The sequence below is a fragment of the Blautia wexlerae DSM 19850 genome (genome assembly GCF_025148125.1).
Taxonomy (GTDB): Bacteria; Bacillota; Clostridia; order Lachnospirales; family Lachnospiraceae; genus Blautia_A; species Blautia_A wexlerae.
In genome coordinates, this window is the sequence record NZ_CP102267.1 from 4496044 (window position 1) to 4522041 (window position 25998).

General features: G+C 42.9%; 27 protein-coding genes and 1 pseudogene. 12 read left to right on the plus strand and 16 right to left on the minus strand.

The window, feature by feature from the left end:
- Positions 1-461: 461 nt before the first annotated feature.
- Both NQ550_RS21020 and NQ550_RS21025 read right to left on the minus strand, forming a co-directional pair.
- On the minus strand, positions 462-1580 hold the full coding sequence (locus tag NQ550_RS21020; protein ID WP_025578276.1) for an anaerobic sulfatase maturase: 1119 nt from the start codon (positions 1578-1580) through the stop codon (positions 462-464).
- A gap of 596 nt (positions 1581-2176) precedes the next feature.
- Positions 2177-3058, minus strand: coding sequence for a LysR family transcriptional regulator (locus NQ550_RS21025; RefSeq protein ID WP_242859392.1), 882 nt, complete (start codon positions 3056-3058; stop codon positions 2177-2179).
- A 124-nt stretch (positions 3059-3182) separates the two neighbouring features.
- Between NQ550_RS21025 and NQ550_RS21030 the strand changes: the two genes are divergently transcribed.
- Together NQ550_RS21030 and NQ550_RS21035 are read left to right on the plus strand one after the other, a co-directional pair.
- A complete protein-coding gene (locus NQ550_RS21030) occupies positions 3183-3749 on the plus strand; it encodes a chromate transporter (protein ID WP_025578272.1) in 567 nt (188 codons plus the stop codon).
- Positions 3746-4309, plus strand: coding sequence for a chromate transporter (locus NQ550_RS21035; RefSeq protein ID WP_025578271.1), 564 nt, complete (start codon positions 3746-3748; stop codon positions 4307-4309). The genes NQ550_RS21030 and NQ550_RS21035 overlap by 4 nt, the downstream gene beginning before the upstream one ends.
- 59 nt (positions 4310-4368) lie before the next feature.
- On the opposite strand, the gene NQ550_RS21040 is transcribed toward NQ550_RS21035, so the two are convergent.
- The gene (locus tag NQ550_RS21040; protein ID WP_025578269.1) at positions 4369-5238 is read right to left on the minus strand and encodes an AraC family transcriptional regulator; all 870 of its coding nucleotides are present in this window, start codon (positions 5236-5238) and stop codon (positions 4369-4371) included.
- A 180-nt stretch (positions 5239-5418) separates the two neighbouring features.
- Here NQ550_RS21040 and NQ550_RS21045 point away from each other — a divergent pair, with 180 nt between their 5' ends.
- The 9 genes from NQ550_RS21045 to NQ550_RS21080 all read left to right on the plus strand — a co-directional run bounded on the left by NQ550_RS21045 (position 5419) and on the right by NQ550_RS21080 (position 13608).
- Entirely contained in the window at positions 5419-6906 is a 1488-nt protein-coding gene (locus NQ550_RS21045; protein ID WP_025578267.1) for a sulfatase-like hydrolase/transferase, read from the plus strand.
- 20 nt (positions 6907-6926) lie between these two features.
- Positions 6927-8297: an MFS transporter gene (locus NQ550_RS21050; protein ID WP_025578265.1), complete on the plus strand. Its 1371-nt coding sequence runs from the start codon at positions 6927-6929 to the stop codon at positions 8295-8297.
- A gap of 159 nt (positions 8298-8456) precedes the next feature.
- Positions 8457-8603 (plus strand): site-specific integrase, encoded by a 147-nt coding sequence (locus NQ550_RS23000; protein ID WP_416386868.1) that lies wholly within the window; start codon positions 8457-8459, stop codon positions 8601-8603.
- 123 nt (positions 8604-8726) lie between these two features.
- Positions 8727-9041 carry a tyrosine-type recombinase/integrase gene (locus NQ550_RS21055; protein WP_025578264.1) on the plus strand — a complete coding sequence of 105 codons (315 nt, stop codon included), beginning with the start codon at positions 8727-8729 and terminating at the stop codon, positions 9039-9041.
- Between the two features lie 205 nt (positions 9042-9246).
- Positions 9247-9963, plus strand: a complete 717-nt coding sequence (locus NQ550_RS21060) for a tyrosine-type recombinase/integrase (protein WP_049947361.1) — start codon at positions 9247-9249, stop codon at positions 9961-9963.
- Positions 9964-10340: 377 nt separating this feature from the next.
- Positions 10341-10478, plus strand: coding sequence for a DUF6664 family protein (locus NQ550_RS21065; protein ID WP_242833563.1), 138 nt, complete (start codon positions 10341-10343; stop codon positions 10476-10478).
- Positions 10479-10635: 157 nt separating this feature from the next.
- Complete coding sequence (locus NQ550_RS21070) at positions 10636-12051, plus strand: ATP-binding protein (protein ID WP_025578262.1); 1416 nt, start codon at positions 10636-10638, stop codon at positions 12049-12051.
- Between the two features lie 338 nt (positions 12052-12389).
- Positions 12390-12803 (plus strand): Fur family transcriptional regulator, encoded by a 414-nt coding sequence (locus tag NQ550_RS21075; protein WP_025578260.1) that lies wholly within the window; start codon positions 12390-12392, stop codon positions 12801-12803.
- 259 nt (positions 12804-13062) lie between these two features.
- The gene (locus tag NQ550_RS21080; protein WP_025578258.1) at positions 13063-13608 is read left to right on the plus strand and encodes an NADH peroxidase; all 546 of its coding nucleotides are present in this window, start codon (positions 13063-13065) and stop codon (positions 13606-13608) included.
- Positions 13609-13700: 92 nt separating this feature from the next.
- Here the strand turns inward: NQ550_RS21080 and NQ550_RS21085 are convergent, their stop codons facing one another.
- The 8 genes from NQ550_RS21085 to rpmG all read right to left on the minus strand — a co-directional run bounded on the left by NQ550_RS21085 (position 13701) and on the right by rpmG (position 18004).
- Entirely contained in the window at positions 13701-14045 is a 345-nt protein-coding gene (locus NQ550_RS21085; protein ID WP_242833560.1) for a hypothetical protein, read from the minus strand.
- 241 nt (positions 14046-14286) lie between these two features.
- Positions 14287-14352, minus strand: a complete 66-nt coding sequence (locus tag NQ550_RS23005) for a DUF6783 domain-containing protein (RefSeq protein ID WP_349826297.1) — start codon at positions 14350-14352, stop codon at positions 14287-14289.
- Complete coding sequence (locus NQ550_RS21090; RefSeq protein WP_025578255.1) at positions 14349-15344, minus strand: D-alanyl-D-alanine carboxypeptidase family protein; 996 nt, start codon at positions 15342-15344, stop codon at positions 14349-14351. The genes NQ550_RS23005 and NQ550_RS21090 overlap by 4 nt, the downstream gene beginning before the upstream one ends.
- A gap of 467 nt (positions 15345-15811) precedes the next feature.
- Complete coding sequence (gene rplA / locus NQ550_RS21095; RefSeq protein ID WP_008705377.1) at positions 15812-16504, minus strand: 50S ribosomal protein L1; 693 nt, start codon at positions 16502-16504, stop codon at positions 15812-15814.
- A 61-nt stretch (positions 16505-16565) separates the two neighbouring features.
- A complete protein-coding gene (gene rplK, locus NQ550_RS21100; RefSeq protein ID WP_008705378.1) occupies positions 16566-16991 on the minus strand; it encodes a 50S ribosomal protein L11 in 426 nt (141 codons plus the stop codon).
- A gap of 70 nt (positions 16992-17061) precedes the next feature.
- Positions 17062-17577 carry a transcription termination/antitermination protein NusG gene (nusG, locus tag NQ550_RS21105; RefSeq protein ID WP_008705379.1) on the minus strand — a complete coding sequence of 172 codons (516 nt, stop codon included), beginning with the start codon at positions 17575-17577 and terminating at the stop codon, positions 17062-17064.
- A 15-nt stretch (positions 17578-17592) separates the two neighbouring features.
- The gene (gene secE / locus NQ550_RS21110) at positions 17593-17802 is read right to left on the minus strand and encodes a preprotein translocase subunit SecE (RefSeq protein WP_008705380.1); all 210 of its coding nucleotides are present in this window, start codon (positions 17800-17802) and stop codon (positions 17593-17595) included.
- A gap of 52 nt (positions 17803-17854) precedes the next feature.
- Entirely contained in the window at positions 17855-18004 is a 150-nt protein-coding gene (gene rpmG / locus NQ550_RS21115; protein WP_025578252.1) for a 50S ribosomal protein L33, read from the minus strand.
- A gap of 212 nt (positions 18005-18216) precedes the next feature.
- On the opposite strand from rpmG, the pseudogene NQ550_RS22695 reads away from it, so the two are divergent.
- A pseudogene (locus NQ550_RS22695) lies at positions 18217-18378 on the plus strand (DUF6783 domain-containing protein); the annotation flags it as partial.
- Positions 18379-18462: 84 nt separating this feature from the next.
- Here the strand turns inward: NQ550_RS22695 and NQ550_RS21120 are convergent.
- The 5 genes from NQ550_RS21120 to NQ550_RS21140 form a co-directional block, all read right to left on the minus strand.
- Complete coding sequence (locus NQ550_RS21120; protein ID WP_008705382.1) at positions 18463-19200, minus strand: SDR family NAD(P)-dependent oxidoreductase; 738 nt, start codon at positions 19198-19200, stop codon at positions 18463-18465.
- A gap of 149 nt (positions 19201-19349) precedes the next feature.
- Complete coding sequence (locus NQ550_RS21125; RefSeq protein ID WP_008705384.1) at positions 19350-21092, minus strand: thiamine pyrophosphate-binding protein; 1743 nt, start codon at positions 21090-21092, stop codon at positions 19350-19352.
- An 11-nt stretch (positions 21093-21103) separates the two neighbouring features.
- Positions 21104-22264: a LicD family protein gene (locus tag NQ550_RS21130; protein WP_025581042.1), complete on the minus strand. Its 1161-nt coding sequence runs from the start codon at positions 22262-22264 to the stop codon at positions 21104-21106.
- 19 nt (positions 22265-22283) lie between these two features.
- On the minus strand, positions 22284-24602 hold the full coding sequence (locus NQ550_RS21135) for a LicD family protein (protein WP_025581041.1): 2319 nt from the start codon (positions 24600-24602) through the stop codon (positions 22284-22286).
- Positions 24599-25906, minus strand: a complete 1308-nt coding sequence (locus tag NQ550_RS21140; protein WP_025581039.1) for an adenylyltransferase/cytidyltransferase family protein — start codon at positions 25904-25906, stop codon at positions 24599-24601. The genes NQ550_RS21135 and NQ550_RS21140 overlap by 4 nt, the downstream gene beginning before the upstream one ends.
- Positions 25907-25998 lie beyond the last annotated feature (92 nt).

Sequence of the window (25998 nt, forward strand, 5' to 3'; positions counted from 1 at the left end):
GTACATTATGATACCTCTACGCTGTAACAGGCGTGCCTGTCGCTGCCTAAAGCTGTTGGCTCTCAGCAGTGCCTCTCGGAAGCCATCTTCAACCTGCTCCTTGCATATCCCTCTCAGCCTTTGGATCTGTGATATGTGATCCATTGGGATTTCTCTGTAATACGGTCTGCGGATTTACTCTCTTCTTCAATGAGTTTGTGTTATTTCGTAACAGCACTCCGCTCTGTGATCGTGGAACGCTGTTAGCTATAGGAAATAGTTATTTCCTGTTATAGGGAAAATATAGCACATTTTGGTGGGTTTGTAAACCCACATCGTTACTGGTTACTGTTCACTCCGTTCACAGTAACGTAGCCAAAATTCATTCCAGATTGCCTGCGGCAATGGAATTTTGGCTTGTATGTCTCTGGATTTTGGCATATTCAGTTTCCATCACCCATGGACTGGCAGGCAACAGTTTCTCAGCTTTTGGACAGGCTTTTCCCGATTTCCATGATCTGCTCATAGCACTGCCCGAAAAACATCCTGTATCCTTCACAGAAATAGTTTTTATAAAGTCCGGTATCAGGCTGAAAATCCCGATTGCGCTGGCAGCCTCCCCGGCAGAGTCGGAAATACTTACAGAGGCGGCACTCTTCATCCAATTTCCAGGATTGCTCGATGAACTGAATCTCGCTCCTTCTCTGGTTAATGTCGTCCAGGCGGTCAGTGTTAAAATTCCCCAGACGGTACTCATCCATCATATAAAAATCGCATGGATACACACTTCCGTCTGCCTCTACCACATTCTGGATTCCACAGACTCCTCTCTGTTCACAGGATTCCGCCATGTAACCTGCCGCAAGACCGACATAATTTTCAAACTGCCGGATAAAAGGCTGCTTTCCACGCCTCAAATCCTTGTACCACAGCCGGAATAAATCTGTCAGAAACTGTCCATATACCTCTGGTGAAAGGGAATACGGGGTTTTCCCATGTTCCTCCCCAAAGGGATCCAGACAGGCAATATATTGTTGATAATACCATCCTCGCCTTTGATAAGTGCCATATATTTCCCGAATATTCTCCGCGATTTTTGGCGTGACAACGGTTAGGATATTATAATCCACCCCATACTCATCCATCAGCATTGCCGTCTGATTGACACGGGCAAAGGTGCCGCTCCCGGAATGTGTGTGCCGCATAGAGTTATGGATTTCTTCCGTTCCGTCCACCGACAGGCCAATCAGGAAATGATTGTCTTTGAAAAACTGGCACCATTCTTCTGTAATTGCATAACCATTGGTCTGAAGCGCATTCTGTACCTGTACATGATTCCTGTTGTACTGGTTCTGAAATTCAATTGCTTTTTTGAAGAAACCAACTCCGCGCAGGGTTGGCTCACCGCCCTGATAAATGTAGCTTATCATGCCCTCTGCCCGCAGCATCGTTTTCCGTATTATGTTTTTCAGCGTTTGCTCACTCATGTACCCGAAAGATTCTTGTGTACGTTTCTGTGCTTCATCACAGTAGAAACAATAGTTGCAGGACATGTTGCACATGCTGGAAGATGGTTTCATTAAAACACTTATTGCTGGCATTTTACCTCTCCTTTATCTATAATTACTCTGTTTGTTTACCCCCGGTGGATAAAAGGCAACACACCACCGAAGGTATCTATGATCGTTCTTTCCTTGTATCTATGATTGTTCCGTATGTAAAATCATAGCACATTTTCTTTTTTCAGTTCCAGTACAGTTTTCCTCTTCACTGTGTCCTCGGCATTCGTATCTCTATGACAGTGTCCTGAAGGATATTGTACATGGTAAAAACCAGCGTGATGCCTGATTTTTCTCAATTCATTGTCCCCTCCAGCTTGTTCACAAGCAACTTATCATCCATGATTACCATACGAATGTCCATGGTTATCACCCTCCTGCAGTTTCGGCTATCGCTTTTATTCTTTGTCTTATTTTATAGAATCATGTCAGTTTTCACTGAGTGTATTCATCCCGAAACCAAAATCGCGGTATTTTCATATACTGTAACATACGCAAAATTATCTGTCTATTCAAAACCCGACTTATCATTATCAATTATACGTCATGCCATACATTTACATCGTTTATATATAACAGTTTTACAACAAAGGATGCTGCGCCCTTCTCGGTATCCCCGGTAAGATTATGCAGCACAATCATACTTCCGCAGATTCATAATCTTTTCCATATTTTCGGCATAAGTCAATAAAGGACTTCATTTGTTCTGTAAAATATTTCCGCTTATAATAAATCACATTCAGATTTCTTTTTAGCGGTTTTTTGAATGGTAACAGACATACATGATTCTCTTCCATATCTTTTTTTACTAAAAGGTAAGGAAGTACGGCAACGCCAAGACCGACAGACACCGCTTTTACAATAGCCTGTGTACTTGTGCTCTCCCAGACAGGATGAACTGTTATATTTTTCAGTTCAAAACCGGCATCCAGGATTTCCCGTCCCGCACTTCCTTTTTCCCGCATGAGAAAAGGATACGCTGACACTTCTTCCAAAGTAACCCATTTTTTATCAGCCAATGGATGCGTAACAGGAACAATCGCACATAAATGGTCTGTCATAAATGGAATTGCCATGATATCAGCGTATTCGGGCTGGTTTTCAATCAAAGCAATGTCAATCTTATTCTCTAAAACAAGTTGTTCAATAGCAGCAGACTGTTTGATAATAACAGTAATTTTTAGCATTGGATAAATTTCCTGATATTGTTTAAGCATTAGCGGGAGAATATGAGTGCCAATCGTAATGCTTGCACCGATACGGAGTGTTCCGCAATGATCCCAATCTTTAATTTTCTGTTCCATTTCATCAAACAACTCTATAATATGCAGTGCATATCTGTAAAGTTCATTCCCCGCTCCGGTCGGACTGATGTGCCGCCCAATCCGCTCAAAGAAACGGGTCCCATAATATTCCTCCATCTCTTTTATGGCAAGGCTGACGGACGGCTGAGCGAGATGCAGAACATCAGCAGCCTTTGTAATACTGTTGTGTTCATATACAGAGACGAATATTTTCATATATCTGAGCGTCATAATATCCCTTCTTCCAATCCATAATAAAACAGTTATCTATTTCATAGAATAATAATATTTTACATATGTGTCAAGAGCGGATATACTGGTATGCGAAGGAGGAAAAATCATGGAAAATAAAAAGAACGTATTATGGAAGCTATTCATATCAACTTTATATTTAAGTGCCTTTACATTTGGCGGCGGATATGTGATTGTTACATTGATGAAAAAAAAATTTGTGGATGATTATCACTGGATTGAAGAGAATGAGATGTTGGATTTGGTTGCAATCGCGCAGTCATCGCCGGGACCAATCGCAGTAAATGGCGCAATTGTAGTTGGGTATAAGCTTGCCGGAATGCCTGGAGTACTGGTGGCAATCATTGGAACAATTATTCCACCGTTTTTGATTATATCTGTGATTTCGGTTTGTTACAATGCTTTCCGCAGCAATTATTTTGTGAGCCAGATGTTGGAAGGTATGCAGGCTGGCGTTGGCGCGGTTATCGCATCTGTGACTTATGAAATGGGAGCCGATATCGTTCAGGATAAGAATGGCATATCCACAGTGATCATGGTTGGTGCATTTATTGCCTCCTGTATCTTTGAAGTAAATGTAGTCTATGTTGTTATCGTTTGCGGACTAATCGGAGTAATCCGGACATGTATTGCAAAGAGGAGGAAAAATAAATGATTTATCTGCAATTGTTTTTGAGTTTTTTACAGATTGGTTTATTCAGTTTTGGCGGTGGATATGCGGCAATGCCCTTGATTCAGGGGCAGGTGGTTACAGCACATGGTTGGCTCAGCATGTCTGAATTTACAGATCTTATCACCATTTCCCAGATGACACCAGGTCCGATTGCAGTCAATTCAGCAACTTTCGTTGGAATTAAGATTGCCGGGATTCCGGGAGCTTTGATTGCGACTCTTGGATGCATTTTGCCATCTTGCATCATTGTTACGGTGATTGCAAAGTTATATCTGAAATATAGAGAGATGGATATGCTACAGGGAGTCCTGAATTCTCTGAGGCCTGCTGTTGTTGCGATGATTGCATCTGCCGGAATTTCCATTTTGATTACAGCATTTTGGGGAAGTTCCGCATCAATTGCATTGGCAGGAACGAAATGGAGCCTTGTAGTGATATTTGCCATCTGTGTCGTATTACTTCAGAAAGTGAAAATGAACCCTATCTGGGTTATGGTGGCGGCAGGAGTTATGAAAGTGGCAGTATCATTCCTTGGAGGATGATACCCCACAGCCGACAGCGGGCATCACGGTTTCCTGTCCGCTAAGGGGAAATAAATCCATTATTTATCAGGCCACCACTTTGGAGTATTAGATGTAAGCAGAGACTGCTGGAATTCTTTAGGAGGAATTCCGGCAGTCTTTTTGAATACCCGGCTAAAATAAAGCGGATCGGAGAAACCCACCATGGATGCAATATCTGACAGTTTCATCGCATTTGTTGCAATTAGCTCCTTTGCTTTTTCTACCCGAAGTTCATTTAGATAACGCATCGGTGCAACCCCAATACGTTTCTTGAATATGTGGGAAAAATACCCGACACTTAACTTGCAATATTCTGCCATTGATGCAACATTCCAGTTATCTTTATACCGTTGATTAAGCTGCATGATCAGCCGGTCAATAGAGAAGTCATTTCCTAACGGAGAGAGAATCTGTTGATGGTAACGCGCGATGACGGCAAGTATTTGCAAAAAATTACATAGAACAACATCCTCAAAAAATGGTTTTTTCAATTGTAGCTCAATAATCGTTTCCTGAAAAAGAGTCTTTAACATAGTATGCTCCCCGATATAACAGTTATGTAGATTGTACTTCTCTATTATATTTTTACAGTTATTCCCGGTGAAATGAATCCAATAGATTTCAGGGTGCTCATTTGCATAATAGGAATAGATCTGAGGCTCTTTCGGACGGAAAAGAAGGATATTTCCGGCGCCTAATACTTTTCGTTCATTATTCAGCCAATAGTGACCGGCACCTTTGTAGACATAAATAAGCTGATAATCAACGCGGCCGGCAAAACGGTTCTGAGAATAATCTTTTGTTTTAAAAACCTGCATGCCGCAGCAGTTGACGGATAATGAAACAGAGTCATCAGCAAACCCGGTTACACGTCTTTCATTTCTTAAGTGCCCGGATACATTAATCATAAAAACACCCTCTTCCCTTTAGCCAGACTTTTTCTTTTTAAGGTAAATATAACACGAAAAAGCAGAACTGTCCATGCAAAACACATAAAAAGGTATGGAATAAAGATTTAAAACCACTATACTAAAATGAAGAGATGAGCAGAATAAACCATAGTGCATAAGATTGAAGGAGGATGTAACATGAGAAAACAATTGATATTTCTGATGACAGATACGACCAGAAAAGACATGGTCGGATGCTACGGCAATCCAAAGATGAAAACCCCGAATCTGGACCGTCTGGCTGAAGAAGGAATCCGTTATGAGAATGCGTATACCTGCCAGCCGGTCTGTGGACCGGCAAGAAGTGCAATCTTCACTGGTACATTTCCGCACACGAATGGCATGGTAACAAACAGCATTGCAATGGGGGACAATGTAAAGACGGTAGGACAAAGACTGAGTGATAACGGCATTGCATGCGGTTATATAGGGAAATGGCATCTGGATGGCTCAGATTACTTTGGAAACGGACGCTGCCCGGATGGCTGGGATTCAGATTACTGGTATGATATGAAAACTTACCTGAATGAACTAAGTGATGAAGATAAGGTGAAATCCAGAGATCCAAAGGAGGCTTACAAAGAAAGTTTTTCGGAAGAATTTACCTATGCACACCGCTGCTCGGATCGTGCAATTAAATATCTGGAAGAACATAAGGATGAAGATTTCTTCTTAAGTGTATCTTATGATGAACCTCACGGTCCGTCTCTTTGTCCGGCACCATTTAATCATATGTATGATGGGTTCAGGTTCGACAGTTGTCCGAATTTTCAGGATGACCTTTCTAAGAAACCATTCATGCAGAGACTGTGGTCTGGAAAGAACTTACATGCAGCGGAGGACGAAATCAATAAGCCATCCGATGGATTATCCTTATTCCTTGGATGTAATTCCTTTGCAGATTATGAAATCGGAAGAGTATTGGATAAAATCAAAGAAGTCGCACCGGATGCGATGGTTATCTTCACATCTGACCATGGAGATATGCTCGGAGCGCACAGATTATTTTCCAAAAATGCAGCCGCGTACAGGGAAGTGGCAAATATCCCTCTGATTATCAAAGGCGGCGCAAAGGGCTGCGTGGAAGATGCGATGGCATCCCACATTGATATTGCACCGACAATCATGGATTACTTTGGACTTCCGATTCCGAAATTACTGGAAGGAAAGAGTATGCTGCCGCAGATCTATGAGCCATCAAAGGAAATCAACGATGTGGTATACACAGAATTTACCAGATATGAGCTTGACCACGATGGATTCGGCGGTCTGCAGATTATGAGGGCAGTCATGTCCAAACGGTATAAACTGGTTATTCATCTGTTAGACAGTGATGAATTCTATGATTTGGAAAAAGACCCGTATGAGATGAACAACCTGATTGATGATGAAACTTATACAGAAATCAGAAATGAAATGCATGACAGGCTGATTGAACATATGAATAGTACCAGAGATTTGTACAGAGGTTATCAGTGGCGCATGCGTCCATGGAGAAAAGATTTCATACCAAACTGGGAAAACGAAGGCTATACAAGACAGAGAGAGAATGAAGAGTATGAACCAAGACAGTTAGATTATGATACGGGACTTCCAATGGAATCATCCGTCAGGAAAAAATGTTAGAGGGATAAGGAGAGAATACGATGGAAGAAAAGAAATATTTAAAATGGTATAATAAAGTAGGCTATGGCTCTGGAGATATTGCCGGTAATGTGGTATTCGCATTCCTGTCATCATTCATTATGATTTATCTGACCAATACGGTAGGGCTGAATGCAGGTGTCATCGGCTCACTGATTGCTGTATCAAAAGTATTGGATGGTATTTCAGATGTTATCTTTGGTTCAATGATTGATAAGACACATACTAAAATGGGTAAGGCAAGACCCTGGATGCTCGGTGCATATTTTGGATGTGCGATCACACTGATTGCGGCATTTTCTGTACCGACAACCATTGGAAGAACATCCCAGTATATTTGGTTCTTTATCACATATTTACTGTTAAATGCAGGGTTTTATACAGCAAACAATATTGCTTACTCTACACTGACCGCTCTAATCACAAAGAATGGAAAAGAACGTGTACAGATGGGATCTATCCGTTTCATGTTTGCATTTGGAACAAGCTTTATCATTCAGACAATTACAGTAGATCTTGTTCAAAAACTGGGGGGCGGAGCTGCCGGATGGAGAACCATCGCAATCATTTACGCTATAATCGGACTGATTTCCAATACGATTACAGTATTTTCTGTAAAGGAACTTCCGGAGGAAGAACTCAGAGATGGAAACACAGAAAAAGCTGAAGAAAAATACAGCTTAATCGGATCTATTAAAATGCTGATTCATAATAAATATTATCTGGTAATCCTTGTAGTAGATATCCTTCGCCAGACTTATTCTGCAATCATTAACATGGGAATTTTTTATATGACTTATGTACTTGGAAAAGCAGAACTTTTGGGAACCTTCTCAGGTGCAATCAACCTGGCGCTGATTGTAGGACTTGCATTCCTTCCGTCTTTGGTTGCGAAATTCAAAGGGTATTATAAACTGAACTTCTCAGGATATTTAGTAGCCGCTGCAGGACGTGGAATCGTCATTGTTGCAGGTTATATGGGCAATGTACCGTTGATGTTAGCTGGTACTGCAATCGGTGCAATTGGTATGGCTCCATGGCAGGGCAACTTAAATGCGTTAGTTGCAGAATGTTCCGAGCATACATTCCTTCAGTATGGAAAGCGAATCGACGGAACTATGTTCTCATGTACATCCATGGGACTGAAAATCGGCAGCGGACTTGGAACAGCAATTGTAGGCTGGCTGCTTGACTTCGGTGGATTCAACGGAAAACTGGCAGTTCAGTCACAGTCTTGCATCAATATGCTTCACTTTATGTACCTGTGGCTCCCAATGCTGATTAATATTCTCGTCGCTCTTCTTTTGACACAACTGAATGTAGAGAAGACAAATGAAAAATTAAGGGCACAGAAAGCAATTAAAACAAAATAAATCGAGTAGGAGGCTACCATTAGTTGATTAGTCGACATCTCGTCGAGTAAGTAAAAGGACTCTCACCTCAAACTTCTCACGGAACTTATCCCGAAATATTAATCGAAGATGCTCTTTTATAGGGAGATGCATGGTATGAGGCGTGGGCTTGGGACTGGGATGGCTGCAAATGGGGTTCCAGTTGATACCGTTGCCCAGGTTTTGGGGCATAAAGGGACGAAAGCTACAAAACAGTATATATCCACAGATTTGCAAAGCTTGCGCTGTTGTACTCTTGATTTCGACTCACTGGGAGGTGGCGTATGATCAATCTCCCTGAAGTTATACAGGAAATGTTGTCCTATAAAGAAAGTCTTGGATTCTCGAGAAAAACTTATGAGAACTACCTGAGTGATTTTAATAAGTATTTTTCCAATTACTCGCAGGACCATGCCATATATTTTTACAGATGATGAATTGCGTAGAGTGTTTGCCGAGAGCGATAAGGAACCGTACTGTAAAACAAACCCATGCCGCCATCTGATTATTCCTGTTATCTACAGGTTAATTTATTTCTGTGGTCTCCGACCGAATGAGGGTAGGGAACTGAAACGTTCTGATTTCTGCTATGAGGACAAAACCCTATATATCCGAAAAAACAAGTCTCACAGGGAGCGGCTGATTCCCGTGTCTGCTGGTGTGGCTGATATGTGCCAGCAATATCTGGGAAAAGCTGGACGCCCTGATACCGGAGGTGGAAGATGAAGAATGACTCTCTTTTATTTTACCGCATCGTTAGGGATTTTCTGACTATCTATCTTCCAAAACAGCGCGGTGCAAGCCAGAATACAGCTAAGTCTTACAGGGATACCCTGAACCTTTCATTGATTATATCAGTGCATCGCAGGGCACGCCATTAGCAGATATAAGCTTTAAATGTATTTCAAGGGAACCTGTAGAGAGTTTTCTTATGTGGCAGGAAACAGACCGCGGTTACAGTGTAAACAGCAGAAACCAGCGGATGTGTGCAGTTAAATCATTTCTCAGATATGCCGCAGAAAAGGATAAGATTCTCATGCCGCTTTTTCTGGATGTGAAAGTCATTCCTAAAAAGAAAGATACTCGTGTGCGGGAAATAGAATTTTTCAGCGAGTCAGCCTTGAAAGCTATCCTGGAGCAGCCTGACCGGAATAAGAAAAACGGGCAGAGAGACCTTTTCTTTATGATACTTATGTATGATACCGGTGCAAGGGCACAGGAGATACTTGACTTACGGCTTTGCAATATCCGTATGGATGGAAAAAATCCTTATGTTGTTATAACAGGCAAGGGTGCTAAAACAAGAAATGTTCCAATCATGGAAAAAACGTGTAAACACCTGAAATCCTACCTTCATAGATTCCATATAGAAGATAATCCAGAAGAATATCTTTTTTATATAGAACGTAAAGGAATACGGTCACAAATGTCAATTGACAACGTAGAGAAATTTGTTGCACGTTATGGAAAAAAAGCACAGGAGACTTCAACAGATGTGCCAGAGCATCTATATCCCCATATGTGGAGACATTCACGTGCGATGCATTTGTATAGGAATGGTATGCCACTCCCATTGGTGACCGAATGGCTTGGACATGCAAAAATGGATACGGCAAGGTGTTTTATACAAATGCTGATACAACGATGAAAAAAGAGGCTATCGAAAAGGCAACATCAGACTTTGATCCTCTCTTCTCCAATGAATATGATATTGACTGGGAAGATGATGAAGATCTTCTGAAAAAACTTTATGGCTTAAAGTAGTTATTATCCCGACTTTTTACTTTAGTATCTTTTAAAATACGGCATTTCAGATGTTTTATCGGAATAAATAGAAAGTCGGGATAAGTTCTGAGAGGGACTTAGGGGGAAGTTCCCTAGGTCTACTTACTTCATCGTCACAGGCGAAAGCAGAGAGCTTTTGGAAGCAGGTGTCCTCCCGATTATCCGGGAATTTTTATCAGAGAGAGGGTTTGAACTGTCAGAAGAAAAGACAGTGATTCCCCATATCGAAGATGGTTTTGATTGACCGCTGAGGAACACACAGCCTTTACGCAGTATCTGCATCTGGTGCGTCAGAGGGATGATATGGAGCGACAGCAGATTTACTTCCGTGGTCATACAGATGCGGTGGCATATCTCAGAAAAATCAAGGCGATTTGACAGTGGCGACTTAGAATAACTTTGTGCGCTTCTTAGAGGCTCTGTAAAATAGCTGGATTATAAACAGATTTCCATGAACGACCTTGACTTCCTGGTAAATGAATGTATAATATAAACAAGTTTATCATAAACTAATTTATCATAAGGAGGATTAGATATGAAATTCATAGGTCGGAAAATGGAGCTGGAAAAGTTGAATGCAGAATACGAGCGCGATGGCGGCTTCGTTGTTATTTACGGTCGACGTCGAGTAGGAAAGACAACATTGATCAAAGAGTTCTTGAAAAAGAAAACAGCCTTCTACTTCCTTGCAACAGAAGAATTGGAATCTCAAAGCATGAAACGTTTAGCGGGCGTTGTTGCTCGTATGACGAAAAACAGCCTTTTACAGAAAGCTGTATTTACAGATTGGCTTGATTTGTTTCAGGTTATTGCTGATTATGAGCCTGACAAGAAAAAAGTGCTGGTCATTGACGAGTTTCCGTATCTTGTGAAGACTAACCCAGCGTTCCCATCTATTTTGCAGAATGCATGGGATGAGATTCTGAAGGACAGCAATGTGATGCTGATTTTGTCTGGATCTCTCATTGGTATGATGCAGAAACATGCGCTGTCGTATGATAGTCCTTTATATGGACGTAGAACAGCGCAGATGCGATTGGCTCCATTGCCATTTACAGATGTTTATGATGCGCTTGCACTGCCTTTTGATAAAGCAGTAGAACAATACGCTGTGACAGGTGGGGTTCCAAAGTATCTTGAGTTTTTTGAAGATGGGCGTGATTTGGTCGATCAATTAAAGGATGTTGTTTTATCGAAAAGTGGCTTTTTGTATGAGGAACCATTTTTCTTGCTGAAAAGTGAATCCATGACCGCAGTGAACTATTTTTCTATTATAAAAGCGATAGCAGACGGAAACCACAAGTTAGGCAAAATTGCTGGTGCACTAGGGCAGGAAACGCAGGCATTAACACCGTATTTATCGACACTTGCGGATTTGGGGTTCATTGAAAAGAGAACTCCGGTAACAAAGAAAAATCCGGAAAAATCCAGAAAAGGCTTGTATTTTATCGCAGACAATTTCATACGTTTCTGGTTTCGGTATGTTTACCCCTATAAAGGTGAGTTGGAACTGGACAATATGCAAATTGTTTTGGATGAGATTCGAAAAGACTTTATTGAAAAATTCGTGGCATTTGCATATGAGGACATCTGTAAGGATATATTTGCAAGTGTATGCAAACAAGGAGAAATTCCGTTTGTTCCGTCCCGTATCGGTTCTTATTGGTTGAATGATTATGACGGTGATACAGAGATTGATGTAATGGCAATAGACAATCAAAACAAGAGGATATTTGCCGGAGAGTGTAAGTATCATGTCAAACCAGTGGATGCTCCCGTATATTTCTCACTGAAAGAGAAAGTTGATGGTGCAGCTGAAATTCGTAAAGCATATCCTGGGTATGATGTTATCTTCGGCCTGTTCAGCAAAAGCGGTTTTACGCAGCGTATGCTTGATATTGCAAAAGAAAACGCCAGTATCGTCCTGATTAATGAGGAGCATTTGGTGTAATTATTTGCTCCAGGAAAAGCGTACATCGTTAAGCGTTTCTACTGCTGTTTTAACGTTATCTCTTCATGATACGAAAATAGTATAAACAAACTTATCATAAATAAATTTATCACATAGCCGATTGATTTTCTTCGGAGAATCAGTCGGCTATTTCTATATCAGGAGCCCAAACTATAACAATTCCATAAAATAATATTTTTATATCTTGACAATTTCCATCCACTATTGTATAGTGTCAATATCAGTAATGATTATTGTTATTAAATAAATCATAACTGCAACTGTACTGAACAGTTATTATAAATCATTTGCGAGTAAACAGTGAAGGGAGGAATACCATGGCGACACTGAAATACAGCCGTCAGCGGGAATCGATTAAAGAGTTTCTAAGAACCAGAAAAGATCATCCTACTGCCGATGTGGTATATGAGAATATGAAACTCATCTATCCGAATATCAGCCTCGGTACGGTATATCGCAACTTATCTCTGCTGGCTGATCTGGGAGAGATCAAGAAACTTTCCTCTTTCGCCGGAGCGGATCACTTTGATGGGCGAACCGAGAGACACTGTCACTTCATGTGTACCAGATGTGAACGAATCATTGATCTGGAAAGCGAAGGGATCCATCACATTATGGAGCTTGCAGGTGAAAACTTCGGAGGAAAGATTACTGATTACAGTGCCAGATTCTTCGGTCTGTGTGAGGACTGCCTGAAAGAGGCAGAAGGCAACTCCGATAATTCAAAGTAGTTTTTACTTACATCATTGTTGTCCAAATTGGGAATAACAACTAATGATAAAAAGTTGCAAAAAAGCTAAAATTAAACTTGACTTTTTCAATCAAGTATGGTAATCTAAAATCATAGAAAACAGTAATAATTACTATTATTAAAAATTACTTTTTCTACCGCACACGCGGAAAGCAATAAGAACTAAACGATGCTAAGATAATCAATTTATTTTCTGGCATCCCTAATAAATTCATTAAAAAGAAAAGGAGATTTTAATTATGACAAAATGGGTATGTAGTGTATGTGGTTATGTTTATGAAGGTGAGAAAGCTCCGGAAGCCTGTCCTGTATGTAAGGCACCGGCTGATAAATTCGTAAAGCAGGATAGTGAATTGTCATGGGCTGCTGAACACGTTGTAGGTGTTGCTCAGGGATCCAGCGAAGACATCATGGCTGATTTAAGAGCAAACTTCCAGGGTGAGTGCTCTGAAGTTGGTATGTATCTTGCAATGGCAAGAGTTGCTCACAGAGAAGGATATCCGGAAATCGGTTTATACTACGAAAAAGCAGCTTATGAAGAGGCAGAACATGCTGCTAAATTCGCTGAATTATTAGGTGAAGTTGTAACAGACAGCACAAAGAAAAACCTTCAGATGCGCGTAGAAGCCGAGAACGGTGCTACAGCTGGTAAAACAGACCTTGCTAAACGTGCAAAAGCTGCTAACCTTGACGCTATCCATGATACAGTTCATGAAATGGCAAGAGACGAAGCAAGACATGGAAAAGCATTCGCTGGTCTTCTTAAGAGATACTTCGGAGAATAATTCTATCGGAAAATCGCATAAAATAAACCTTTTAAAGGGAGAACCATTAAGGTTCTCCCTTTTTATCCGTTCGTATTTTCATCATTGGAAGCTTAACTGGATTTCGCCTGAAGTCTGGCAACCTGATCTGTCAGAGCATTCATCTTAACCTCATTAATCATAATCCTGTTCATCCAGGTAGCCGACACATCCATCTTATTGATAAGATTCAGATGATTCTCTGCAAGGATAGAAATATTCCTATCCGTTATGTTCTCCAAATGCAGTCTGATATCTGCAAAGTTATTTCTGGTCTCTTCTTCAAAACACTTCTGACGCTCTTCCATTCGGTCCATCTGGCTTTCGAATTTATCCATTCGACTTTCGAATTTATCCATTCGCGTCCCAAATCCTCTGACCTCTGTCAAAACAGCTTCCAGTATTTGTCTGTCTGTCACCACTTTCACCTCCTCTGTAGCCCGTATCGTTCTTTTGTATGTGATTGATTATATCACATACATAAAAATATGTCTATAAAAATCTATAAACATTAGAGTGTATTTGGAAAATGCGTTACTGTTCACTCCATTCACAGTAACACGCTTCGCGATGCACAGAATTTATGCTGATCGCATAAATTCGCGCGGTATGTCTCGGGTTTTCTGTGACCTTTGCTCACAAAAAACACCTCGCGGGATATTACCAGTGAACAGTAACGAAAATGCTCCCCACAAGATGTGCGTCACAATTTGTGGGAGATTTTATTTGTTATTATCATTCATCTTCTCCTCAATCGCCGCACCAACCCTGTTATAAACAGTCACAGCATCCTGAATATGCGGAATCGTATTTCCTTCTGCTCCTGAAGCACCTGCGGAAACAAAGATATATTCCCTGCCCTCAATCTCCGCAAAACTCACCAGACAGTGTCCTGCCTCACTGGTATAGCCGGTCTTGCCACCGAGGATTTTTCCACCTGTGACTGTCGGATCAGACAGATTTTTAAACATTGTACTGTAGTAGGTAATTCCATCCGGGTGGATATTTGTAACTCCGGTAGAATGTCTGGAGGTCTCCACAATCTCACGAAACGTATCATTCTTAATGCAATACTTCATCAACACCGCAATATCCTTAACCGTACTGTAATGATCCGGATTATGCAGTCCTGTAGAATCACAGAAATGAGTATTCTCCATTCCAAGCTTCCTTGCTTTCTTATTCATCAGCTCCGCAAAATCCGCCTCTGAACCACTGATCGTATCTGCCAGCGCAATACAGCACTCTGCCCCCGAAGGCAACATCGCACCATAGAGAAGATCAATCACCCGGACCTCTTCCCCCGGCTGAAAACCTGCCTGCGTAGCATCCTGCTCATACAATCCGGAGAACATCTCATCCGTCAGAGTAATCTTCTCATCCAGATCATCAAAATTCTCAATCCCCAATATCACAGTCATAATCTTCGTCATAGAAGCCGGATAAATCTGAGCCTCCCCGTTAATCTCACCCAGAATCTTACCTCCCCTGGCCTGCATCAGGATCGCATTCGGACTGTTGATACCACTGATATCCACTTCCTTCAGAACCGGCTGCTCAAACTGCTCAAACCACTCCTTCACGCCCTTATTCCATCCGATCATGATAACCAGCGCACAGATAATGATCACCTCAACAAACACACAAGCCACAATCCTGCCCCGATATCTCCATGCATAACTTCTTCCACCGCTCTTTTTCCGTCTCCTGCCAGCCACAATAACGCCTCCTGTCTGCCTCTATAACATTACTCAGAAAAAATATATCTAACAAATCTCTAATTCATCCCCCTACTATAACACACCCTTACACAATCCTGTAATCTTCCATTCCTGCACACCCATACATTGCATCTTTCTCCCTATATCCAATACCTTTCCGTTTTCCCCGCCCGCGAAACCATTGTACAGCGCAGGAAAATATTTGTTTTCTGATACATCTACAGGAGGTGTAGCAATACTTAGCTTCCGGGAATTTGCGTTATGCCGGAAAAATTCACTGTCTGAGCGAAGCGAGTTTGAATTTTTCCGGCATGGTTTTAGCAAATTTCCGGAAGCTTAGTATTCCTGCCTCCGCAGCCGTATCAGAAAACAAATATTTTCCTGCGCGTCCCCATACCCGCCACCTAAAGAAGCGCAAAAAGACCCCCGGAGAATCCCCGGGAGTCTTAAATTGCTAAAATCTATTATGCTAATTTCATCGGGTTGATCTTCACACCAGGTCCCATTGTCGGAGCAATAACAACGCTCTTTAAATACTGACCTTTCAGTGTGCTTGGTCTAGCCTTAACGATAGCATCGATCAGCGTCTGGAAGTTGTCGCTTAACTGTTCCTCTGTAAAGGATGCTTTACCAACCGGAACATGAATGATGTTGGTTTTATCAAGACGGTACTCAATCTTACCTGCTTTGATATCGTGAACTGCTTTAGTAACGTCCATTGTTACTGTACCAGCTTTCGGGTTTGGCATTAAACCTTTCGGTCCAAGTACACGACCAAGACGACCTACAACACCCATCATATCTGGAGTTGCAACAACAACGTCAAAGTCTAACCATCCTTCGTTCTGGATCTTCGGAATAAGATCCTCAGCTCCTACGAATTCAGCACCTGCTGCTTTTGCTTCTTCAGCTTTAGCATCTTTAGCGAATACTAAAACACGAACTTTTTTACCAGTACCATGTGGCAGAACTACTGCACCACGGATCTGCTGGTCTGCATGACGTCCATCGCAGCCTGTACGGATATGAACTTCGATAGTTTCGTCAAATTTAGCAACTGCAGCTTTTTTAACTAAGCTGATAGCTTCTGCGGTATCATATAATGTAGCGCGGTCTACTGCTTTAGCAGCTTCCACGTATTTCTTTCCTCGTTTCATTTCTATAACCTCCTGTGGTATTTGCGGGGAACGCCCTCCCACTTACTATTTAATATTAAAATTAATCAACTACTTCGATTCCCATACTTCTTGCAGTACCAGCGATCATGCTCATAGCTGCTTCAAGGGATGCTGCATTTAAGTCTTTCATCTTAAGTTCAGCGATTTCCTGAACCTGAGCTTTAGTAACCTTAGCAACTTTTGTCTTGTTCGGTACGCCGGAACCGGATTTGATCTTAGCAGCTTTCTTAAGAAGAACTGCAGCCGGCGGAGTTTTGGTTATGAAGCTGAAACTTCTGTCTGCATAAACAGTGATAACTACAGGAATGATTAAGTCTCCCTGATCTGCTGTTCTTGCATTGAACTCTTTTGTGAACTGAACGATATTTACACCGTGCTGTCCAAGAGCTGGACCTACAGGTGGTGCTGGAGTTGCTTTACCAGCCGGAATCTGTAATTTGATATATCCTGTTACTTTCTTTGCCATTTTTCGGCACCTCCTATGTGGTATTGGCGGGGGTTTATGGTCCCTCCCACGATATTGTTACCTTTGCTTGTTACATCTGTTTGATTTCTGCGAAACTAATTTCTACCGGCGTTTCGCGGCCGAAAAGTTCAACATTGATCGTTGCTGTCTGTTTCTGCACATTAAGGGCAGTGATAACACCAACGGTATCTTTCCAGGCACCGCCTGTGACAACAACTGTATCACCCTCTGCGAAATCGACCTGAATTTCCTCTTTCTTGATACCAAGAGGAAGCATCTCTTCCTCGGTCAACGGTACCGGCTTGGACCCTGGTCCAACGAAGCCTGTCACACCTCTGGTGTTACGGACAACATACCATGTATCGTCATTCATAACCATGTTGAGAAGTACATAGCCAGGAAACATTTTCTTCTGAACCTGTTTCAGAGCCCCGTTTTTCAGCTCAGCCACTTCCTGCAGCGGAACACGAACTTCAAGGATCTGGTCTTCCAGGTGTCTGTTTTCGATGGTTTTTTCAATATCGACTTTTACTTTGTTCTCATACCCGGAATAAGTATGAACAACATACCATTTCGCTTCTGACATACAATCACCTTATCCTTATTTCATTAAAAGATTAATGCCTTCGAGAATAAATGAATCCATGACGCTGATCAGTACGCAAAGCACGATCGACACGCAAACTACCACGATAGTCTGCTTAATCAGTTCATTGCGGTCTGTCCAGACAATCTTCCTGAATTCTGACTGAAGTCCCTGAAACCAACTCTTCTTCTGGCTCTTGCCAGCAGATTTTTCATTTCCTTGCATAGCCTGACCTCACAATTCTCTGTGAGTAACTGTTTCGTCCAGTTACCTTGGATTACTTTGTTTCCTTATGCAGAGTGTGTTTGCGGCAGAACTTACAATATTTCTGAGTTTCCATTCTCTCAGGATGGTTCTTTTTCTCCTTAGTCATATTGTAGTTACGCTGCTTGCACTCGGTACATGCTAATGTAATCTTAACGCGCACAACTTCCACCTCCAGTGTTTTCATTTGCATGGTCATTTTCCTCATGCCGGACGATGTATCCGTCATCTTTTCGGGCATAAAAAAAAGACCTAACTTCCATGTCGCTTGTCAAGTTTATCACACATGGCATGCCTAAGTCAAGTCTTTTCTTATTATTTATGCCTATATTTCATCGCATATTTTTTACAGGAAACGCAGCTATCCGACGCCGTATGGTATTTCTTCTGAAAATACCCATATCCTTTTCTTCAATCTGCCATAGAGTGTGTCTGAAAAATCATTCCCGCAATCTACACGCCCCACTTTGCGGGATATTTCACCCGAATTCAGTTGCCGTAGCCCGCTACGGCGCCCTCATCCGGGCAAAATATCCCACAAATTGTGACGCACATCTTGCAGAAAGCCTTTTTCAGACACGCTCTAGCTCTCCAGAAATATTTTTCTTCTGTTGAACTTTATCAGAAGTAATCATATCCTCCATGGATATCTACAATACTTCCATTCATGTAGTTATTGGTAAGTATACTGTACGCCATATCTGCCACGTCTTTGATCTCACCGAATCTGTGCAGTGCGATCTTGCGGTTGATGCGTTCGTAGCTTTCCGGTGTGCGGTTCTCATGCCAGGGCGTCTGGATGAAACCGGGGGCAATGGCATTGACTGTGATGCCTTTTGGCTCAAATTCCTTTACCAGCGATTTGGTAAGGAAGTGGATGGCAGCCTTGGTCACGCCGTATACCAAAGAGGAGGAGTATGCCTGCTGCCCTGCATAGGAACCCATGAAGAGTACTCTTCCGCCCTCTGTCATAACAGGCATAAATTCTTTGACCATAAATACAGGTACAGACAGGTTGGTATTTACGATCTTATTCCATTCCTCGAAAGTGTAATCCTGAAATTTATCGTAAGTGCTGATTCCCGCATTGCTGATCAGCCAGTCTACGTGTCCTGCTTTCTCTTTTACTTCTCCGACGAAATTCATCATATCGTCATAGGAAGACATGTCCGCTTTCAGAATAATAAGCTTCTCCTGGTCTTCCGGTTTCAGGCTGTCCCAGAATTCATTGGCTTTATATGCATTGTGAGCGTAAGTGGCAAAGATCAGATCATCTTCTGCTGAGTTTGCTAGTATCTTCTCCACAATACCGCGTCCGATTCCGGAGGTGCCGCCTGTGATCACTGTTACCTTGCTCATTTTATATTCCCTCTTTTTATTCATCTATAATACAGACAGATCTGTTCTCTGTCATGCGGGAGTCTCCCCACTTCCATAAAACGGACTGCCTGCAAAAAAATTCCTTCTATAATTATATATTCCACATTACCGAAATATATTCTTCACTCCTACAATTCCATCAGTCTGTCATAAACTTCCTTCGGTGCATATGGCTGCTGATTATGGATCGGTTCACCCAGACAGGTCTTGGGATATGCAAAAGTTCCATGCTCCAGCATAACTTCCAGAAGTTTCGGACCTTCCCCTTCCAGAAATTCCGGTGCTTCTTCTCTGACTGCATCGCAGAGCATTCTCAGTGCGGGAATGCCGTAAGCCTTTGCCACCTCTGCGAAATTACAGGAAGCAAAACCGCAGCCGTCTGTGGTTCCTGCGAACAGACAGTCAAAATAATCTCTCTGCAGGTGACGGATCATGCCAAGTGCTTCATTATTCATAACCATGATCTTAACAGGAAGATTCTCTCTCTTCACCCACTCCAGTTCCTGGATATTCATTTGGAGTGCACCGTCTCCGCAGATGCAGGCGGTCGGTTTTCCGGTTGCATAATACGCTCCGATAGCTGCCGGAAGCCCGTAGCCCATAGCTCCATGTCCGCCGGAGAAGAGAAGTTTCTGTCCTTCATGATTCTTGAATGACTGGTAACTCCACACCATATGCTGTCCTACATCCACTGCGATCGCGGAGGTATCCTCCAGCATATCACTGAGGTCTGCGATCATACGGTTCGGATATCTTTCCGGCGTGGCATCATCAACTGCCTGAAGATTTTCCTTAATCTCTGTGCAGACATTCAGCCAGTCACTGATCCCCTCTGTATCCGGAGCTGCTGCTTTTGCAAGACAATCGATTACTGCACCTGTCTCTGCCTGCAGCTTCACTTCATTGATACCATTCTCATGGATATCTCTCTGAAGATTGTATGGATCAATATCTATACGTATGATCTTTGCACCTCTGGCAAATTCATGTACTTTGGTTCCGATCTGCCTGGTACACAGAGAAATGCCAAAGCAGAGAAGCAGATCGCTTTTTGCATTGGCGATCATATTTGCATAACGGTGTCCATAGGCACCGCCGATGCACCCGAAATTCAGCGGATGGTCGTATCCCAGAACTGATTTCGCCAGAACGCTGGTGATGATCGGAATCTGTCTCTTCTGTGCAAAGCGGATCAGTTTCTGCTGGCTGAAGCTGCTGTCCACGCCATGGCCCAGCATGATCACCGGACGTTTTGCCTGTTCCAGTGCTTCCAGAATCGTATCTGCCGCCTGCTGTGCTGCAGCTGCATCTGTATGTTTGTCCTCAAAAGTCATGTCATAGACCGGATTCTCCACTTCACTTCTCTGGATATTCATGGGAAGATCGATGAGCACCGGTCCTCTGCGTCCTGTGGTTGCAATATGGTATGCTTTATTTAATTCCTCCACAATGTCCTCAGGGTTTCGTATCTGAACAGCATATTTGGTAATCGGTTTCGCCATTGCCACAATATCTGTCTCCTGGAATCCCTGCTGACGCAGCCCCTTAATCCCTGAATACTCATAAGTGTTCAGCTGTCCTGTGAGAAAGATCACAGGCAGGGAATCATAATAGGCATCTGCCACACCACTCAGAAGGTTGATGGCTCCCGGTCCGCTGGTAGCATAGGCGCAGGCACATTCTTCCTTCGCCTGTGCGTATCCGCAGGCTGCGAAAGCTGCCCCCTGTTCATTGTAACCGGAATGATTCTCTGTCTCCGGATTTCTCTCAATGGAGTCTACCAGATGTGCGATCATGGTTCCCTGATAGCCGAAGAAATGGCGGATTCCTTTTTTCTGCAAAAACGTAACAATATAATCTGAAAGTTTCATGTTCCCTCCCGTCAGATCAGCGTGCCGATCTTACTTCTCTGTACTGTCTTTCCTGTTTTCTCCAGTACGTCTACATAAATGTCAAAAATCTCTTCGTCCTCTGCAAAGAGTTCATTCTTCTGCAGACTCTTCTGCATCATCTTGAAATAGGGACGAAATACCCTCTCAAGTGTCATATAATCTTCATTCTTATACAAGTTCTTAATGTAGTCTTTCTGCTTCTCATAGGAAACACTCAGATTCATGCGCTCCCCACAGAACTCTACATAATCCCAGCATTCATTGAAGTAGTCTTTGTGCCGCCTGCTTCTGGCAAGTTTGCGGGCATTTTTCATTCGCTCTTTACAGTATTTCTCAAAGTTTCCGGATTCTTTCCAGAACTGTGTGTAGCTTACCCTCGCACTGACTGCCAGCGCAATGGGTGTCACATAGCGGGGTTCCTTTGCATCTTTATAATTCTTTCCATAACTTATGGTGAGATACTCTGCGGTTTTTGCCGGAACCTGGAGTTCTGCACCTTCCAGGGTGACACGTTTACTCTCTGCAAAAATTTCTGCTGGGAAAACTGTGGTCTGTTTTCTTCTTTTGAGGATATATTTATTTGCTCCGGGCTGCTGGCAGGATCTGACAAGCCTGTCATACAAATGTGCCGCCTGTCCCTGGCGCCCGGTTATCATGCACTGCAGCCGCATGATCGTACGGTTCACCCTGCTCCTGAAATTTCTATCTGCATAGTTGATATGACAGAGCTCTGTCCATGCAATCTCATCTCTGGATAATCTGCGTTCTGCTTTTACAGAAGCTGCCGGCGTTCTGAGCGGAAAAATACTGACTCCGATTCCCGGGAATGCGTAGTCTCTGGTGTTGTCCAGATTCAGGCACAGAGTATCTGTATTGGTGTATCTCAGATGAAATCCTGAGAACCATTTGTGGCTCTTCATGGATTCCAGTGCTCTCTTTTCCCTTGGATCTTCATCCACAGCCAGACGGAACCGTTCCATATCCGCTGTTTTCATCAGCACAACTCCAAACATGGGATTCTGTGGGAAGGGATGCCCTTCCACTGCGCAGAGTGTCAGTCGTGGAGAGAGGTAATATTCTATTTTATTCCGGCGGCATATTTCATCGATTTCCTGTAATAATGATAAAATCACCTTTTGTTTTTTGTTCAACTTTTTACTCCGTTTCTGTTCATCCTCTGCTTCCGACAGGATCGGAAACAGTATGGACAATCTTCTTAATGTCATCGATACTGCCGTATTTACCCAGCCAGTTGTCAAGCACGATCATAATATCCGCTTTCCTTCCGAAGCTCTTCGCCTGTCTGCTTCCGTCGTTCAGATCATTGATAAAAATACGGTACAACTCTGTTCTTAAATAAGAAGACATCTCATGCTCCAGTGCTTTCTTATAATTGGAAAAGGCCTCTTTTGTCTGTCCCTGTTTCATCCGGACATCGCCCACCAGTTTGTAGACACAGGCTTTCTCTTCCTTGCGGAACTGACGGTTTCGCACCTGTTCTGCCAGCCACTCCAGTTCGCTTTCTTCCCCTGTGCAGATAATCTGAGTTCGCAGGTTTGCCAGCTCTTTGGGATAACCCAGACGTCTCCATGCTCTTGTGAGGGCTTTTCTGTACATCTGGTATTCTTCTGATGTTTTCTCCCTGCTGCCTGCTTCTGTTTTAACAGATGTGCGCATCGGTGTCTCGATAACAGCCCGGATCTCTGCGATCTCTTTCTCTATCTCGCTCTGGGTATGCGCACAGGCTGTCTTTGCCAGATATAATGCGCCCCGGATATCATCATCCTCAGGGATCAGGCAGCTCCACAGTTCCATCAGTGACAGCGCTTCCCTCCTGTTGCGGTTCGCCAGAAGTTCTTCACAGTTTTTCAGGACCTCGGATTTGTATCCCTGGAAGAATCTGTCCATCTCCATCCATACAATTCCATTGGTGGTCTTTTCCTTTACCTGCAGATAGAGCTCTGCTGCTTTCTGCACTTCACCGTCCATCCAGAAGATGTCTGCCTTATATTTCAGGAAATATCCGTCCTCAGGGAACAGCTTGAGTGCTTTGTCCAGAAAACGCTCTGCTTCAATCCGATTCTCCCCTGCATTCTCCATCAGAAAGCGGCACTTGAATTTCATAAAGCCCGGATGTCCCGGATATTTCTTCAGAAGCTCATTGACGATCTGTTCTGCCTCCTTCATCCGATGGAATTCATAATGATCCGCAGCTTTTCGGAAAAGCTCAATGTCTTCTTTCAGTACCTCCATCTCAGGACTCAGATGGTCAAGCTGCTGACGGACCTGCATCATCCGATATGCCTTTGACACACGTTCTGTATAAAACAGAGTCAGCATTGCCGCATAGAATACATCGTCAGGTATCTCCACAAGTGTCGGATGATAAAAAGCATAAATATTGGTATAGTCTTCTCTTCCGATAAAGTCAGCACTGAGCTGGTTCTTATAATAGGAACCAAACAGTGCACTCAGCTTACGGAAAGCCCTGTTCTCTACCAACTCACTGATTTTCAGTCCGGATTCATCGATGGCTCCCTGCAGATCCAGTGCAACAGCCCGGGCTTTCATGGTAAGACCCTCCTGACGGACTTTATGACTCTTCTTCGCAATGCGCATATTATAAAATTTGCGGAAGATGCAATCCCAGCGCAGCCTGCCCTTATTGATCTTCGGCATATACTCCTCACGCAGCTCCTGATAGGGAAGGTCATCTACACATACTGCCACATGGCCTTCTCTCTTGTCATGCGGAGGCATATAAGCCCACTCATCACCGTAATGCCAGATCAGATAATCGCTGCATTTGTTGGGGATCATCGCCTTCTGTCCCTCAAAATCTCCATCCTTGACAGGGAACATCATATCTTTGTCAAAAAGAAACGGGCAGCCGCCCCAGCGCATGGCATAACGGTCACATTCCTCTTCTTTATAAGAGAACATAATCTTCTCAAGCTTTGCCAGTGTTCTTTTTTTACCAAGAAAAATATAAGAAAGAAGATACTTCAGATACATGGATGCAGGTATCTCCCAGCGGTCACTGTAACCTACGGAAATATTGATAAGATCTGAGTAGATCATCATATGTGTTCTATATTTCTCGTATTCTTTGTCATCAGCCGGAACAGGATCCAGTGTAAGAATGTCTATGATTTCTCCGCCGCAGTCCTTCCCGATGATCTGGCTCTTATGGATGGCACAGGTATTGGTGGATGCGTAGCGCGGAAATGAATTTGTATAGTTTCTGTCCACCTCCGAACACTGTATCTCTCTGTCAGGCGGGAGTTCTGTTTTGCATATCTCTATGAATTTCTCCCAGTCCGGACGTGGCATATAAAGGTCTACATCATCATCCCAGGGAACAAATCCCTCATGTCTGAGAGCTCCGATCAGGGAGCCTCCTGCCAGCACGTATCTGAGGTTATGTTCTCTGCAGATTTCATCAACCTCCCTGAAAAGCTTCAGGAGGTATTTCTGTTTCTCCGTCATGAATTGTCCTTTCTGTTGATTGTTTCCAAAATTTCTATTATCTTTACCGACTCATCATAGAAAAGCCGGGTACATTCTGTCCGTTTGTCTCTGATCATGATCATCAGTTCCTGCAGCAGATAGCGGAAACCATTTCCCTCGAAGTTAAAGCTGTACCTTTTCAGAAATTCTTTTCCTGAAATATTGGCTTCAAAGTATCCGGTGTTCCACCAGTCATTAGGGATAGTTACCCTGCCGTTGCTTCCGATGATCACAAGTTCATTCTCAATGTCAACCGTTGTTCCGATTTCAATAGTCGCCAGTGCACCGGCGTATTTCATGGAAATCATATCATATACAAAACGGCCTTCCTGATTGCGGACCGCATTGGTGTTGATATCCTGGCAGTTTTTCCCCAGCAGTTTCAGTACTGCGCAGATGGCTGTGCAGACCGTCTCATTAAAAGTCCTGCCGCCCTCGAAATCATCCTGGGAGATCGCACATTTGACACTTACCAGATCTCCCACCAGATTACTGTGTACCAGCCATACCAGCTGATTAAACGCCCGCAGGTAGACCAGTGTGGTCCGTTCAATGAGAACCACATTGTTCTCCCTTGCCACCTGAAACAGGTGGCGCAGTTTCTCTGAGGAAAGCGTCATGGGCGAATCACTGATCACATATTTTCCTTTTTTCAGCGCTCGTTCGATATATTCCGCTCTCCGGTTCAGCGAAGTCTTGATATAAACAATATCTACATCTGCCAGAAATTCATCATAGCTGTTCCAACAGGAACCTAACTCATATTTATCACAGAATCTCTGTGCAGTCTCGTGATCCTCACTGAATACACGCTCCACATGAACCCCGCTGACATATTTGGATTCTTCCACAAAATCATTATCCCTGATGTCATCTGTCACGATTCCCATATTAAAGATAACACCTTCACTGCGAAGCTTTGTACTGGAAATATTCTTGGTCCTTTCCAGATAAACTACATCACAGTAGTTCTTAAGATAATCAAATTTCCCCCGCCAGTCAGATCCTACCACCAGGACATCAATATCATACTTAATGATGTCATTGACCTTCTGTCCCTGATATTCCTCAATGATGATCTCATCTGCCAGCCCGGTCCTTCGCACATTCTCAATTCTCTTAATGAGGCTGTCCCGCACATTGAGTTTGCCCCGCTCAATGTCAAAGCTCTCACTTGTGACACCTACAATCAGATAATCACCAAGTGCTTTTGCTCTTTTGATAATATTATAGTGGCCTTTATGAAAAAGATCAAAAGTGCCATATGTGATTACTCTCTTCATTCTTTCGTCATAACTCCCCTGAAAAAAATATTCTTATTTTGCCGAACAGTTTTCCTGCTCCATACGTTACTGTTCACTCCGTTCACAGTAAC